The organism is Rufibacter glacialis, assembly GCF_008271745.1.
In the GTDB taxonomy this organism is placed as follows: domain Bacteria; phylum Bacteroidota; class Bacteroidia; order Cytophagales; family Hymenobacteraceae; genus Nibribacter; species Nibribacter glacialis.
Map to the genome: position 1 here is coordinate 91,435 of NZ_VKKZ01000022.1, position 16,095 is coordinate 107,529.

Genomic DNA, 16,095 nt, shown 5'->3' on the forward strand with positions numbered 1-16,095 from the left:
AAGTTGGCGGAAGGAAGAAGTAGTAAGTAGCATCTAAGGAGGGTAGGGAGGTAAACGGAAATTACAATTTTTGCAAAACCTCAAATGGCCTCTAGTTTAGTTTTCTTTGAATAAGTTGTTTAAATATTGATATCCCCTTTTTAATTAACTCTATGGAACTTCTAGACAGAATAGATTCTACATCAGCCATCCCCAAGTACTTACAGGTGGTCAATGCGGTAATTCAGGATATAGAGGCCGGTGTATTGAAACGTGGTGAGCGTGTTCCGTCCATCAACGAGACCAGTGAGATGTACTACCTTTCCAGAGACACCATTGAGAAAGCGTACAGGATTCTGCGTAAGAAAGGCGTGATCAGCTCAGTCAAAGGCAAAGGCTGTTATATCAGCAATAGCTTCGCCGCCAGCAAAATAAGGGTGCTGTTGCTGTTCAATAAGCTGAGTGCTTATAAAAAAGCCATCTACTATTCCATGCTCAAGGTATTAGGGGAAGACGCGGTGGTAGATCTGCACATCCACCATTATGACGGTAAAATCTGCGGGAACCTAATCCAGGAGAATATCGGCAAGTATGACTACTATGTGGTCATGCCCCATATCTCCTCCGGCTTGGAGGAATTCACCCAGGCCCTGAACAAAATACCCGAAGACAAGCTGATTCTCCTGGATAAGAACGTAGAGACGTTTCATGGGAATTGTGGGGCCGTTTTCCAGGATTTTGAACGGGACATCAGAAGAGCCTTGCACTCTGGGGAAGACCTGTTGAGTAAGTATAATAAGTTTGTGCTGGTGTACCCACGGGAGATTTCCTACCCCATAGAGATTGTCAAAGGTTTTCGGCAATTCTGCCGGGAAATGTCTATGGAGCATGCCGTCATAGGCTGCGTGCTGCAGGAACCCTTGGTTCCCGGAACGGCCTTCCTTGTCCTGGAAGAGTCAGACCTGGCCAACCTGATCACCCAAACCCGGGCCAACCATTTGCAATTAGGAAAAGACATTGGCCTGATCTCCTATAATGATACCCCCTTGAAAAAGATCCTGGATGCCGGCATCACGGTAGTTTCCACAGACCATGAATTGATGGGGGAAACGGCAGGGTTTATGATCAAGCAGAAGTTGAGAGAGAAAATCCATAATCCCTTTATGCTTGTTCGAAGAAATTCGCTCTAATTATAAAATAGAACTTTAAAATTTTTAACCCTGGCTTTTCTTAAGAAGAGGCAGGGTTTTTTTATGCGTTTGATTCAGGTAATCCATGTTTTGTTCAGCTACAAATTTGCTGAGCCTTGCCTATTGGCAATTTAGAAGATTGGCTCAAAGTTGTTTTCAATAGCAATACCTAGAAGATAAATTTTGCTAGCTGTTAACAGGATACAACAGGATAGAAAGAAGTAAGTGATGATCTAGTTTTGGTAAAAGGCTGGAAGAAGGAATAAGGTTCTTGAGTTCTCTAGGAATCTAGTTTCCATCATTATTTCTAGTGTAGCATTTTGTTAATATTTAAAGAAGATACCAGCGGTCAATATTTGATACAGGGTCTTTGGGGTATATCTCCTACCTATTCATGGCAGGTGAGGTTTTCTAAACAGAATAGTGTTTTACATATTTAAAGATAAAGTATGACTAAGTTTTTACCAAAGCAAAGTAGGCTATGGCGGCTTAATTGCTTCCTCGCATGTATTCCTTTGAGTATGGTAGGTGTTGTAGTTCCGTATAAGGCTACATCTCATCCATTTGCAGACAATAACTATGCTTTTCAGTGGACACTTTCTGGAAAAGTTGTTTCTAGTACTGGAGATCCTTTACCAGGAGTTACTGTTTTACTGAAAGGCTCTACCACTGCTTCTTCTACCGGGGTAGATGGGAGCTTTACTATCGCTGTTCCAGAAGCCCCAGGAACCCTGGTTTTCTCTTATATAGGATTTACCTCCCAGGAAAAGGCCTTCACCGGGCCAGCAACTTTAAATATCACTTTGTCTGATGATGCCAAAGCCTTAGAAGAAGTAGTGGTAGTAGGTTATGGCACCCAGAAAAGAGCCGATGTAACTGGGGCTATTGCCACCATGAATGCTGAAAAGCTAAATGAGCGCCCTTTGGCCAGGGTGGACCAAGCATTAGTAGGCCAAATGGCCGGCGTAAGGGTTCAACAAACCAGTGGAGTGCCTGGCAGAGGTTTTAGTATCCAGGTTAGAGGAACAGGATCAATTTCGGCCAACAATGAGCCTCTTTATGTGATTGATGGTTTCCCGTTAGCGGTTCAGCCGCAAAATTCTGGCGGGGGTTATTCCAGTGGCAACCCCTTAGATAATATCAATCCCAATGATATAGAGTCCATCCAAGTATTAAAAGATGCGGCTGCTTCGGCTATCTACGGCTCCAGGGCATCAAACGGAGTGGTACTGATCACCACAAAAAGAGGGAAAACGGGTAAAGCCAAGATAAACCTGAATGTTTATGGAGGTGTTAGTGAAGTGGTTAAAAAGCTTGATGTGCTTAACGGGGAAGAATGGATTGATAGGGCGATTGAAAGCATTAATTACAACTGGGTGCGTTCCGGTACAGGCAGAACAGCCAATCAAACTACAGAAGAAAGGCGAGTACTACTAAAGCTGCCTGCCGGGTCAGTAAACCGCAACTTCATGATTGATGACAGATGGCTACAGGAAGGATACCCTGGCTTGAAGTTTATTGATTGGCAGGATGAATTATTCCGCCAAGGTAATGTGAAAAACTACCAGCTTTCTGCCAGTGGAGGCACAGATGCAGTCAATTACTTTGTTTCTGGTGATTACTTAAATCAGCAGGGAGTGGCCATTGGCCTGGGGTATGAGAGATACTCTGCGCGAGCCAATGTGGAGGTAAAAGCCAATGACAAATTAACTTTAGGTCTAAATCTTTCTCCTTCTTATGCGGTTACAAATGACCCTGGGGTGGAGGGTAAAGACCAGTTAATGCACTTATCGGTTTCTATGCCCCCGGTAGTGGAGGAAAGTGCAGGTCTGCAAACAGGTGTTGCTCCTTTTAACGTGTACACCTGGGGACCTGCCAGGGTAAGTCCGGTTGCGGTTGCCAGAGAAGCCATAGGGGAAAATAAAGTTTTCAGAACGCTGGCTACCATTTTCGGACAGTATAAAATCCTGGAAGGGCTTAATTTTAGGACTACGTTTAACTTAGACCATGCTGATGCAACAACCAAAAACTGGTTACCCGCTAAGTTAGCCATCAACAGAAACACCACAGGGAGTCTGTTAGGCTATCGTAGACAAACCTTCGTAAATGAAAATACCTTAGACTATAATAGAACCTTTGCCAAGATGCATAATATTTCTGCACTAGGTGGGATTTCTTATAGCAACTACAAATTCGACAGCTGGCGACTTAGCGGGGCAGGGTATACTTCCAATGAGATTCCAACCTTAAATCAAGCTACCTCCTTTTCAGGCACCAGTGCTGAAACTCGGAATGTTCTGTTCTCCTACTTTGGTCGGGTGCAGTATAACTACAATGACCGTTACCTGCTTTCGGCCTCTATCCGGAGAGACGGTTCTTCAAGATTCGGAGATGAAACACAGTGGGGCGTTTTCCCATCTGCTTCTATTGGCTGGAGGGTTTCTCAGGAGAGGTTTATGCAGAATATACCAGTTATCAATGATCTGAAGTTAAGGGCAAGCTGGGGTATTGCCGGTAACAACGGGGTTGGTGATTATGATGATATCTCCCGCTTACGGGTAGCTAATTACTCTTTCGGATCAGGTTTGGCGAACGGGCAGGTTCCACAAAACTTTCCTAACCCAAGGTTAAGTTGGGAGGAATCAGAGACCATAGATGTTGGTTTTGATTTGGGCCTGCTCTCAAACCGCGTATTCACCTCATTTGACTTTTATGTTAAAACAAACAGAGACCTTCTGTTGAATATTCCGGTTCCTACGGCTTCCGGATTTACCACCGCGCTCACGAACATTGGGAAAGTAGTCAACAGAGGCTGGGAATTAGAGCTTACCACCCGCAACCTGACGGGTTTGTTTGAGTGGAATACAAACCTGAATTTCAGCCACAACCAGAATGAAGTAAGGCAGCTTGGTCCTAACAATACCCCCATTGCAGGCGGAGATTGGGACATAAACCATAACTTATTAATGGTTGGTCAGCCGATGTACAGCTTGTGGTTGGTACAGCAAGTGGGCCTGTTGTCAGCCCAAGACATAGCTGCTGGCTACCCCATGTATGGCAAGCAAGAGCCAGGAGATCCTAAGTACCTAGATGCCAACAAAGACGGCAAAATAGATGCAGGTGACCGTGTGTTATCTGGCCATCCTAATCCAGATTATGTGTGGGGTATCAACAATTCCTTTAGTTACAAAGGGTTTGATCTAAGTGTTCTGGTGCAAGGCCAGTGGGGCGGAAAAATCTACTCTACCTTTGGGCGTGCGGTAAACAGAACGGGTATGGACTTTATAGACAATACCTTGGGGATGTACCGCAACAGATGGAGGTCGCCCGAAGACCCTGGCGACGGGGAGACCCACAAAGCCCCATCCAGCTTTGGCCGGATCAAGAACACAGATTGGTTATACCCTTCTGATTATTGGCGGGTAAGAAACATCACCTTGGGCTATAACCTTGGAGGGCTTATGAAAAGCAAATTCATCAGCGGTGCCAGAGTGTATGTAACTGCTGAAAACTGGTTTGGGGATGATAAGTACACCGGAGGTTTCAACCCAGAAGCTGTGAACAATGGAGGTGATGATTATGGCGCTTTCCCATTATCTAAGTCCATGATAGTTGGATTGAACCTCACCTTTTAACTACCCTTAAAAGACCAGAATCATGAAAAGAATAGGAATACTACTTTGTTCGGCTTTGCTACTTAGTCTAGGAGCATGTGAAGACGATTTAGACCAAGCACCCATTTCAGAAGCCAGTGCTGCTAATTTCTACCGAAACACGGAAGATTTCCAAATTGCAGTAAACGGTATTTATAATGCCTTGGGGAGCTATCCGGTCAGGAGCCTGAACTTGTCTGAGGTTAGATCAGATAATGTGTATGCTCCCGGTGTGTCTGGTGTGCGAGAGTGGAACCCCGTGAACAACTTTGAGAAAACGTTGGCCACCAACCCGTTGATATCAGATGCCTGGAACGCCAATTATGTAGGTATTTTACGATCGAACACGGTTTTAGATAAAATAAACGAAACGGTAGTTCCAGATGCCGCTACCAGAGACAGGTTCATCGGGGAGGCAAAATTTTTAAGGGCCTTCTACTACTTTGATCTGGTGAGGTTGTTTGGCAGAGTTCCATTATTCAATAGAGTTCTGACGCCAGCCCAGGCCCTTGAAGTACCCAGAAGCCCGGTTGAAGAAGTATATGCGTTGATCATATCAGATCTTGAAGATGCCATTTCAAAGTTGCCTACTACCTACAATGCCCAAAACAGAGGAAGGGTAACTGCATCTGCCGCCAAAGGAATATTAGCCCTGGTACACCTAACCCGTTCCGGGCCCAAGCTACATCCGGCCGGACCTACCTTGGGGGTAAATGAGTATAGTAAAGCACTTACTTTATTGAATGATGTCATCAGCAGTGGGCAGTACTCCTGGGTTAATAACTATGCCAGCATCTTCTCCTATACCAATGAGAACAACCCAGATATAGTTTTTGATGTGCAAGCCATTGGCGGAAGCGCCGGGGATGTAGGGGTGGGTTCTAATCTGCCATCTGAGATGTATGAAGAGCTATATGCGCGAGCCATAGGTATTCCATTTCCGGGCGGTATTCCAATAGATGGCCCTAAAACACCATCTAATGATTTGATCAACTCCTATTCAGCAAATGACGTGCGTGATAATTTCATCATCTTGCCTTCTTACAGAGATCCAAACGGAGCTTTGGTCAACCGGGCACAGTTTGTGAAGTTCTTGGATGTAAGCCGGGCAGGGGTAGACCGTTTTAACTGGCCTATCAATTATCCCGTGCTACGGTACACAGATGTCTTGTTGCTGAAGGCAGAAGCCATTTTGAGAGGTGGAGCCGGAGGCAGTCAGGGAGAGGTGGATGTCATCGTGAATCAGGTAAGGGCCAGAGCAGGTCTGCAACCTATTGCTAATGTGAACCTGGATATGCTTTTAGCCGAGCGAAGAAGAGAGTTTGCGGCTGAAGGGCTTAGGTGGCATGATCTGGTAAGAACAGGTAAGGTGCTTGACGTGATGAATGCTTGGAGAGCCACGGAAGATGTTGCCAGAAAAATTAATGCGGTCACTGCAAATGATATTGTCTATCCTATTCCGCAAACCCAACTAGATGTTAAAAAAGGCTTGTATGACCAAAATCCAGGTTATTAAGATTCTTTTTCAGGAGAATAACTTTGTAGAAAGAGCGCGCCCAAGGGCGCGCTCTTTCTTTTTGTAAGAATTTATAATTAAGGATGGTATTCCACAGAAAAGAAAAGCTTTTATTTTATTATTACCCTTCTCAGTTGACAAGCCTAAGCCGCTCAGGGTGCACCTAAAGACCGGTGACCTCATCCAGAATTTCAAGTACACGGATATCAAGGGCTTCGCCTACAACAGCTATATCCCGGGAGGTGCCGCCACGGTGTTGGATCTTCCCTTGAATTCCAAAAAGAAGCTAAAATCATTAGAAGTGAAAGCCCTGGCCAATGATGTCGTGATTGGGCTGATGGGAGTGTCATTGGTGAGGAGATAAGGGGCAGGAGCCTGGAACAGAGCTTTTGCGGGCAGGTCACAGCAGGATAATCAAAAGGAAAAGAGCGGCTATATTTAGCATGGATGACGTGCGCGCACGCCTCTAGTAGACACCTTTTGTTTTACCTTTCAGGCTACTTCCATGAAAACGCCCCGTGTCCTTAGCCTTTGTTTGGTGGTTGCTGCCAGCCTTTTAGTGGGCCTGGGGCCACGGAAAACGCCGCCCAACATCATCATCATCCTAGCTGATGACATGGGGTATTCTGACCTGGGCAGTTTTGGGGCGGAGATAGAAACCCCGCACTTAGACGCGTTGGCCAGGGGAGGGCTCAAAATGACCCAATTCTACAATGCCTCGCGCTGTTGCCCTACCCGGGCGTCTTTGCTCACCGGCGTCTATCCGCACCAGGCGGGAGTAGGGCATATGGTGAATGAGCGGCAGCATCCTTCGTACCGGGGCATGCTCAACCAAAACTGTGTCACCATGGCTGAAGCCTTGAAAGAAGGAGGCTATACGACCCTGATGACCGGCAAATGGCACCTGAATTCCCGCAAAGAAGAATGGCCCCTGAAACATGGCTTTGACCGGTATTTCGGGCTATTGGATGGCGCCAACAGCTACTTCGGGAACCGGCCTTACCGCCCCAACCAAAAACTCACCTATGCCTTGGATGAAGCGGAATACACGCCTGGCAAAGACTTCTATGCCACCAATGCCTACACAGAGTACGCCTTGAAGTTCATAGACGAACGGAAAAATAAGAACAACCCCTTCTTTCTCTACCTGGCGTACACCGCCCCGCACTGGCCCTTGCATGCGCTGGAAAAGGATATCGCCAAGTACAGAGGAAAGTACCGCAAAGGGTGGGACGTGCTGCGGGAAGAGCGCTTCAGACGCATGCAAGCCTTGGGTGTGGTAGGCCCAGGAGCTAAACTCCCGTCTAGAGCCCCGGAAGTGCCCGCCTGGATTTCGCTTTCAGCAGAAGAGAAAAAAGGGTGGGAAGAGAAGATGGCGGTATATGCGGCCATGATAGATAGAATGGATCAGAACATTGGCCGGCTTCGGCAGAAACTCAAAGAAACCGGGGAAGACCAGAATACGCTCATCATGTTCCTGTCAGACAACGGAGGAAGCTATGAAGTCATAGAGGGCCCCGAATTTACCTCTGAGATAAATGAAGCCAGTAAAAAGCCTGCCAGTGATCCTGCTTCCTTCACCTCCTATGAATACGCCGGAGCCAACCTGAGCAACACGCCCTTCCGCAAGTTCAAACGCTGGGAGCACGAGGGCGGCATTTCCACGCCGTTTATCGCCTATTTTCCAGGAACCATCAAACCCGGCAGCATCAACCATCAGCCCGCCCACCTCATAGATTTAATGGCCACCGCCTTAGATTTCGCTGGGGTGGCTTACCCAAGCACCTACAAAGGAAAAAACATCAAACCCATGGAAGGCATCAGCCTGGCACCTGTGTTCAGAGGCCAGAAATGGGCGGGGCATGAAGCGCTCTTCTTTGAGCACGAAGGCAACCGCGCGGTACGGAAGGGCGACTGGAAACTGGTTTCCATGTTTCCGGAAAACAAGTGGGCGCTTTACAACATCACCGCAGACCGGTCAGAATTGAACGACCTAAGCGCCCAACATCCTGAAAAGGTGAAGGAAATGGAAACGCTTTACAATGGCTGGGCCACCCGGGCGAATGTGGTGCCCTTTGCCCAGTTGTTGGAGTTAGATAAGCAGCAGAAGGAAAAGAAATAATGGTACAAACGAAACAGAGATTCGCGTTCAAAATGAAATTGAAACCAGGCTGTGCGGCGGAATACAAAAAACGCCATGACCAGATCTGGCCAGAGGTAGCCCAACTTTTGAAAGAGGCAGGCGTCAGTGACTATTCCATCTTTCTGGACGAGGAGACCCATACCTTATTTGCGGTGCAAAAGCAGCAGGGAGCCTCTTCCCAGGATTTAGGCACTACCCAGATCGTGCAGAAATGGTGGGCCTACATGGCCGACATCATGGAAACCAACCCAGACAACTCACCGGTCTCCGTTCCCCTGCCAGAAGTGTTTTACCTGGCGTAGCTTTATTAAGAACACAAAAAAGTTAAAAGGCTAGAATACCGGCTATTCCTCCCTATTTTACCTCACCACCCAGATTCTTCCCCATGGCATTTAAATACAGATCCCTTGCCTCGCTTGCTTTGTTCGCAACTCTGCTGGCCAATTGCCGTCAGCCGCAAGCCTCCACGGTGGTTTCCGGGGCTATTTCAGCAAAACAGGCCCAAACGGAGGCCTTGTGGCCTGAGGTGAAAAAAGAGAACCGCCCCTGGACCCGCTGGTGGTGGATGGGGAATGCGGTAGATGAAAAGAACATTGACCGGCTATTGGCCGAATATGCAAAGGCTGGCATAGGCGGCGTGGAGATTGCGCCCATCTACGGGGCTAAAGGGCATGAGAGCAGGTACCTTGATTTCCTGTCCCCGCAATGGATGGCCATGCTGGATGCTACGGTAAAGAAAGCGGGCAGCCTGAACATGGGCGTGGACATGACCCAAGGCACGGGATGGCCTTTTGGTGGGCCGCAGGTAACGCCGGAGCATGCTGCTTCCAGGTTGATTCTGCAAAAGTACGCCCTAAACGGCGGGCAGACGCTGACCGAGAAGCTGGAGGTGAAAGACCCCAAGCAGAAGGAAGTAGGCGTGGTGTTGCAGGCGGTCATGGCCTACCATGACAAAGGAGCCATCCTGAACCTCACCGACAAAGTAAGCCCCGAGGGCAAGCTGAACTGGAAAGCTCCGGCTGGTACCTGGGAGATTTACGCCGCTTTCAACGGAAAGACCCGCCAAATGGTGAAGAGAGCTGCCCCGGGCGGAGTAGGCTATACGTTGGACCATCTGTCAAAAACAGCTACCCAAGCCTATTTACAGCCTTTCACCCAAGCCTTCAACGGCAGCAACCACGGCGTAAGGGCGTTTTATAACGACAGCTATGAAGTGTACGGCGCGGACTGGTCGGCAGGCTTTTTTGAGGAGTTCCAGAAGCGGCGAGGGTATGACCTGCGGCCTTTCCTGCGGGAGCTGGTGAGCAAAGAGCACACAGAGAAAGTAGCCCGCCTTAAATCTGATTATCGGGAAACCATGAGCGAAATGCTCTACCACAACTTCTATACTCCTTGGAACGAGTGGGCGCACAAACACAAGAGCCTCACCAAAAACCAATCGCATGGCTCTCCCGGGAACCTCCTGGATTTATACGCCGCCGTAGACATCCCTGAGTGCGAGACCTTCGGGTCTAGTTATTTCCCCATCCCCGGTCTGCGCCGCGACAGTGCCGATGTGCGGAACGTAGACCCAGATCCTATCATGTTGAAATTCGCGTCTTCGGCAGCGCACGTGACCGGGAAAAACCTGGTGTCCAGTGAGACCTTCACGTGGTTAGGGGAACACTTCAAGACCTCCTATTCCCAGATGAAGCCCGAGGTGGAGCAGGTTTTCCTGTCTGGCGTGAACCATGTCTTCTACCACGGGGTCACCTACTCGCCAGAAGAGGTGGCTTGGCCCGGTTGGTTGTTTTATGCCTCGCTCAACATGACCCCGGCCAACAGTTTGTGGCCGCAGTTCAACGGGTTCAACCAATATATCACGCGGGTCCAGTCGGTGTTGCAAGCGGGCAAGGCAGATAATGAGATATTGGTGTACTGGCCCATCCATGATGTGTGGAGCAAACCTGAGGGCATGCAAATGATGATCGGGGTACACGAAGTGGATGAATGGCTGCATCCCACGCAATTCTACAAGCAGTCAAAAGGATTGATGGAAGCGGGCTACTCTGTTGATTTTGTCTCCGATAAAATGCTGCACCAATCCAGCGTAAACAATGGTCAGATTATGACGGCCGCTGCTGCTCCGGAGCACAAAGTGCTGGTACTACCCCAAAGCAAGTACATGGCCGAAACCACCTTTGAGAGAGCTATCCAACTGGCCAACGAAGGCGCTACTGTTATCATAGAGCAATTGCCCACCGAGGTTCCCGGTTTGCATGACCTGGAGAACAGAAGACAGAAGCTGCAACAAGTAACGAAGTCCCTTTCTTTTACCGATGCGGGCAACGGCATCAGGCAAACGAAAGCCGGCAAAGGCGAGATCCTGCTATCCAAAGACATCCAAAAGGCCCTGGCTTATAAGAACATCCAGCGGGAAGCCCTCACCGACACCGGACTGAAATTCACCCGCCGCCATATTGGCAATGGGAAGTACTACTACCTTGTAAACCATACCGCCAAAGCCATTGACACCACTATACCTTTGAACGTGGCTGCCCAGTCGGTGGTGATGCTGGACCCGCAAAGCGGAAATGCCGGGTTGGCGGCTTCCTCCACCTCTCATGAGAAAACAACGGTACGGGTCCAGATGAAACCCGGCGAGGCACTCATCCTGAAGGCCACCACCCAACAGACCCCTGAGGTGATAGCTTGGCAATACCTGGATAATGCCGGTGCTCCCTCAGAAGTAAAAGGAACCTGGAGCCTCCGCTTCACCCAAGGCGGACCCGAGTTGCCTGCTGAGCAGAAGTTAACGCAACTGACCTCCTGGACCGAGTTACCAGACAAAAAAGGCGAATCCTTCTCTGGTACCGGCGAATACACCATCACCTTTGAGGTGCCTGCCAAAAAAGCGGCCGAATATGTGCTGGATTTGGGAAAAGTAAACGAAAGCGCCAAAGTGTGGATTAACGGTCAGGAAGTGGGGTATATCAACAGTATCCCGTTCCAGGCCAGGGTAGGGCAGTACCTGAAGCCGGGTAAAAACACCCTGAAAATTGAAGTAGCAAACCTGATGGCCAACCGCATCCGGCACATGGACCAGCAGAAAATCCAGTGGCGTAATTACTACGAGATCAATTTCGTGAACATCAATTACAAGCCTTTTGATGCCTCGGTATGGCAACCAATGCCTTCCGGGTTGTTGGGGCCAGTGACCTTGACCCCTTACAGTACCTCGGCAGGTGCGGTTTCCGGCTCCTTAGGAAGAAAAGGCAACTAAACCTACCGCCCGCCAGAACTCCCGTTCCCCAGAAAGCCTACGTGAAAACCGAGCCTTTCTAAGGAATGTCTTTCCGGCATTGGCCACACAAGTGGGAGTGCCCGGCAGAGGACCGCCCGCCCGTAGACCCTGTTAGCGTGGGGTAGCAAGACTGAGCTTTGGGTAGATTTTTCAGAATGCCTTCACCACCTAAAGAACACGCCCATGGGAAAGTTACGTTTCACCTGTTTGGTTATTGGCCTCTATTTGTGTTTTGGGGTTGTTTTTCCAATTTCGGCCCAAAAAGGGAAACCTGTCCCCGTAGACCTCAAGTGGCTCCATGGTCACACCTTGAACAGCGCTACCGGGGTAAGTTGGGGAGTGCCGTGGCCGAAGGGAACTGTAAAGAAGGGGCAGTCCTTCCACTTGACGGATGCTGCTGGCAAGACCTTGCCCCTGCAAACGTGGCCGTTGGCGTATTGGCCCGATGGCTCGTTGAAGTGGAGCGGTTTTGCCACGGTGGCTAGGCCTGACAAGGCTGGCCTGAAACTGCACCTGGGCAAAGCAGAAGCTGCCAAAACAGAAGGGCCGGTGCAGGTAAAGGAAAATGCCCAAGGCGTCCGCATCCAGACCGGCAACCTCCAGTGCGTCATCCCCAGAACCGGGCGCTTTCTCCTGGACTCTCTGGTGACGGGTGGCCGTGTGGTAGGCACGCAAGGCCGGTTAGAATGCGTGTTGCAGAACGGCCCGGACGGGGAGGTGCATGAATCTCCCAGAAAGGAGCTATTCTTTAGCAAGGTGGAGAAAGTAACGGTAGAGCAATCTGGGCCGGTGCGGGCGGTGGTACGGGTAGAAGGCAAACTGAAGGCGGAGAAAGGCGGACGTTCGTGGCTGCCCTTCAGTATCAGGATGTACTTCTATGCCGGATCAACTGCCGTGCGCCTGGTGAACACCCTGGTCTATGATGGCCATGACCAGCAGGACTTCATCAAAGGACTGGCGGTGGTGTTCTCTGTGCCCCTGCGCGAACAGCTCCATAACCGGCACGTGCGTTTTGCGGGGGAAGGGCCCGGAATCTGGGCAGAACCGGTGCGGCCTTTGGTGGGAAGACGGCTGGTTACCTACCAGGGTGAGAATGTCTTCCCAAATCAGGTAGCCGGAAAGCGCATCGCCAACCAGGAACAATTCGCTGAGCCGGAGCAAAAACTTATCCAGGACTTCCCGGTCTGGAATGACTACAAACTGGTCCAGAACAACGCAGACGGATTCAATATCCAGAAAAGGACCAACTCCCAAAGCACCTGGTTAGACGCCAGTGCCGGCAAGCGGGCCTCTGGATTGGCTTTTGTGGGAGATGTGCAAGGCGGGCTAGCCGTGGGTTTGAAAGACTTCTGGCAATCTTACCCCGCGGCTCTGGAAGTGCGGAATGCGGCCAAAGGGGTGGCCGACTTGAAGGTTTGGCTATGGTCCCCGTACGCAGAGGCCATGGACATGCGCCATTATGATACCCTGGCCCATGGCCTGGAGGCCACCTATGAAGACGTGCAGGAAGGGTTCAGTACGCCCTACGGGATTGCCCGCACGAGTGAGCTGACCTTGTTCGCCAGGGCAGAGGTTCCCTCGCATGAAGAATTGAGTGGCTTCACCAGCCTTAGCCGCCAGACACCTTTATTGGTTTCCACGCCAGAATACCTGCATTCGGTCAATACCTTCGGTGTATGGAGTTTGCCCGACCGCTCCACTTCCGGTAAAAGCTGGATAGAAGATCAACTAGACAAGGCCATTGCCTTCTACCAAAAGGAAATAGACCAACGCAACTGGTACGGCTTCTGGAATTACGGCGATGTCATGCATGCGTATGACCCCGTGCGGCATACTTGGCGCTATGACATAGGTGGATTCGCCTGGGCCAACACGGAACTAGCCCCTGACCTGTGGCTCTGGTACAGTTTCCTGCGTACCGGCCGCGCCGATATCTTTAAGATGGCCGAGGCCATGACCCGCCATACCAGTGAGGTAGATGTCTACCACATCGGGAAGCTGGCCGGATTGGGCTCCCGCCATAACGTGCGGCACTGGGGAGACGGCTCCAAAGAAGTGCGCGAAAGCCAGGCGCCTTACCGCCGGTTCTACTATTACCTCACCACCGATGAACGTACCGGTGACATGATGCGCGCAGTAGCCCAAATCGCAGACAAAGCAATGGTAGAAGTAGATCCGCTGCGGTTGATTCTGCCTAAAAGCGAATACCCCACGCACTCCCGCATTGGTCCAGACTGGCTGGCCCTGGTAGGGAACTGGATGACCGAATGGGAACGGACGGGTGATAAACGGTGGCGCGATAAAATCATGGCCGGGGTCAACAGCTTCGCTAAGATGCCGTATGGGTTCTTCTCTGGCAAGCAGGGAGCCTTTGGGTATGATCCGGCTACGCAGAAAATGTACATGCTCAGCAAAGATGCGATTGGTTCTGCGCATTTGACCGTACTCATGGGTGGCCCAGAGGTAGCCTTTGAATTAACCGACCTTTTGCAAAACGACACTTGGAACAGACTCTGGCTGCAATACAGTGAGTTATATGGGGCTTCAGAAGACACCATTGAAAAAGCCTTAGGCAGACGCACCACCCTGGGAGCGCCCGGTCCCCATTTTGCGCGTTTACCGGCCTATGCTGCCAAAAGGAAGCGAAACCCGGAACTGGCAAAACGCGCCTGGGCCGAGTTTCTGACTCCCAGAACCAAGGCGCAGTTTGACCCACAATTAATTCAGGGGGTACAGGCCTTGAAACCCCTGGAAGAAGTGCCCACTATCTCCACCAACAATACCGCGCAATGGTGCCTCAATGCCATTCAGTTGCTGGAATTGGTAGGGGACCAGATGCCGGAACAAAACGAGCTCTGGAGTTCTACCGGGAAACCCAAAAACTAACCATCGCTTACGTTGGAAAACCCTCAGAATTAATTTTCCACACTTGTTTTGCCCATAGACTGATGAAAGAAGTTAAATTCTTAGGGCTCCTGTTTTCGTTTAGTTTGCTGGTCTTTGTGGGTAGTTGTGTTCCGCAGACAGGAGCAACTACGGGAAGTGGGGCTGTTCCCCAGAAGAGCAGGGCGTTCTACCAGAAAGCTGAACTGCTGTATGAAGACAACTTCGATTCAGACTTACGCAACTGGGTGGTAGAAGCCCAACTTTCACCCTCCTCTAAGGTGCATGTCCAAGGCGGTAAACTGGTACTGGATGTAGCCGGAGGCGCCACCGTCTGGTTTAACAAAAAGCTTTCAGGGAACCTGTTGATTGAGTTTAAACGGAAAGTGTTGGTGGGAAATGGAAAAAACGACCGGCTTTCAGACCTGAACCAGTTCTGGATGGCCCTTGACCCCAAGAACGGAAACCTCTTTACCAGGTCTGGGGAATTCAGCCAATATGATTCCTTGCTTCTGTACTATGTGGGCTTTGGCGGGAACACTAATTCTACCACCCGTTTCAGAAAATACACCGGAAACGGGGAGCGGGTCCTTTACACTGACCTCACGGATACCGCTCATTTGCTACAACCTAACAAGGAGTACTTCATCACAATTGTCGTGAAAGACGGCATCACCAAGTTCTACGTGGACCAGGAAGAGTACTTCTCCTTTCAAGACCCAGAACCGTTACGGGAAGGATACTTCGGATTCAGGACGGTACAATCCCGGCAAGAGATAGATGATTTCAAAGTGTACCGAATTAGATAAAATAGCTGCTCATCTCCCGGTAAGCCTGCTTTTGGGCTTCCTGTAGGCTGGTTTTTTCTCTCATAAACCCTTTAGGTGTCACATCTTCTATTCTGCTCCCTCCACCAAGGCTGGACTGGGAGAAGAACGTCCTTGTACCCTATCTGTTTCTGAGCTGGTGAGAAGAATGATTGGACTCTAGAACCTTAGTTTGCCAGAACTACTTCTGCCGCTTTCCTCCAGGCAAGTCGGGCCGCAGCGTGCCAGGAAAAACCATCCTTTCCAGAGCTTCCTTCTTTTAGGGGTATTTTTTTTTCTTCGCCCTCCAATAATCCTGTCTACCGGGTACTCTCCCTGAGCCGCTGTTTTGATGGCTTATTCGGTGAAGTAGCTGCTGTTCTTAGGTGGTTTAAAAGCGAGGAAAAGCAAGGTGAAAATACCGTGACCCGCAACAACAGACAGGATAGTGCAGGATACGTGTCCATTGAAAGGTTTTTATTTTTAAGTAATAGTCCATTGAGCAGACCGCCATGAAAGCCCTGTAGTACTTAATAGAAGGATAGTATGAAGAAGAGATTTTATTATGCTTGCTATGTTTGTTTAGCCTTGCCCTTGCTTGGCATTGGCACAAATGCAGCGCATGCTGATAGCATGGTGACC

The 16,095-nt window shown here is 49.8% G+C and carries 9 protein-coding genes; all 9 read left to right on the top strand.

All coding sequences use genetic code 11. The features are described from left to right. The first annotated feature begins 152 nt into the window (after positions 1 to 152). The 9 genes from FOE74_RS14430 (at position 153) to FOE74_RS14470 (ending at position 15,456) form a co-directional block, all read left to right on the top strand. The gene (locus FOE74_RS14430; protein ID WP_149099337.1) at positions 153 to 1,169 is read left to right on the top strand and encodes a GntR family transcriptional regulator; all 1,017 of its coding nucleotides are present in this window, start codon (positions 153 to 155) and stop codon (positions 1,167 to 1,169) included. Positions 1,170 to 1,618: 449 nt separating this feature from the next. Beyond that, positions 1,619 to 4,804, top strand: coding sequence for a SusC/RagA family TonB-linked outer membrane protein (locus tag FOE74_RS14435; protein WP_149099338.1), 3,186 nt, complete (start codon positions 1,619 to 1,621; stop codon positions 4,802 to 4,804). 22 nt (positions 4,805 to 4,826) lie between these two features. After that, positions 4,827 to 6,338 carry a RagB/SusD family nutrient uptake outer membrane protein gene (locus tag FOE74_RS14440; protein ID WP_149099339.1) on the top strand — a complete coding sequence of 504 codons (1,512 nt, stop codon included), beginning with the start codon at positions 4,827 to 4,829 and terminating at the stop codon, positions 6,336 to 6,338. Positions 6,339 to 6,495: 157 nt separating this feature from the next. Continuing rightward, the gene (locus FOE74_RS14445) at positions 6,496 to 6,702 is read left to right on the top strand and encodes a hypothetical protein (RefSeq protein WP_149099340.1); all 207 of its coding nucleotides are present in this window, start codon (positions 6,496 to 6,498) and stop codon (positions 6,700 to 6,702) included. A gap of 141 nt (positions 6,703 to 6,843) precedes the next feature. Further along, positions 6,844 to 8,460 carry an arylsulfatase gene (locus FOE74_RS14450; RefSeq protein ID WP_149099341.1) on the top strand — a complete coding sequence of 539 codons (1,617 nt, stop codon included), beginning with the start codon at positions 6,844 to 6,846 and terminating at the stop codon, positions 8,458 to 8,460. Beyond that, positions 8,460 to 8,783, top strand: coding sequence for an L-rhamnose mutarotase (gene rhaM, locus FOE74_RS14455; protein WP_149099342.1), 324 nt, complete (start codon positions 8,460 to 8,462; stop codon positions 8,781 to 8,783). The genes FOE74_RS14450 and rhaM overlap by 1 nt, the downstream gene beginning before the upstream one ends. Positions 8,784 to 8,866: 83 nt before the next feature. After that, positions 8,867 to 11,743 carry a glycosyl hydrolase gene (locus tag FOE74_RS14460; RefSeq protein ID WP_149099343.1) on the top strand — a complete coding sequence of 959 codons (2,877 nt, stop codon included), beginning with the start codon at positions 8,867 to 8,869 and terminating at the stop codon, positions 11,741 to 11,743. A gap of 204 nt (positions 11,744 to 11,947) precedes the next feature. Then, positions 11,948 to 14,650 carry an exo-rhamnogalacturonan lyase family protein gene (locus FOE74_RS14465; RefSeq protein ID WP_149099344.1) on the top strand — a complete coding sequence of 901 codons (2,703 nt, stop codon included), beginning with the start codon at positions 11,948 to 11,950 and terminating at the stop codon, positions 14,648 to 14,650. A gap of 62 nt (positions 14,651 to 14,712) precedes the next feature. Next, positions 14,713 to 15,456: a DUF6250 domain-containing protein gene (locus FOE74_RS14470; RefSeq protein ID WP_149099345.1), complete on the top strand. Its 744-nt coding sequence runs from the start codon at positions 14,713 to 14,715 to the stop codon at positions 15,454 to 15,456. Positions 15,457 to 16,095 lie beyond the last annotated feature (639 nt).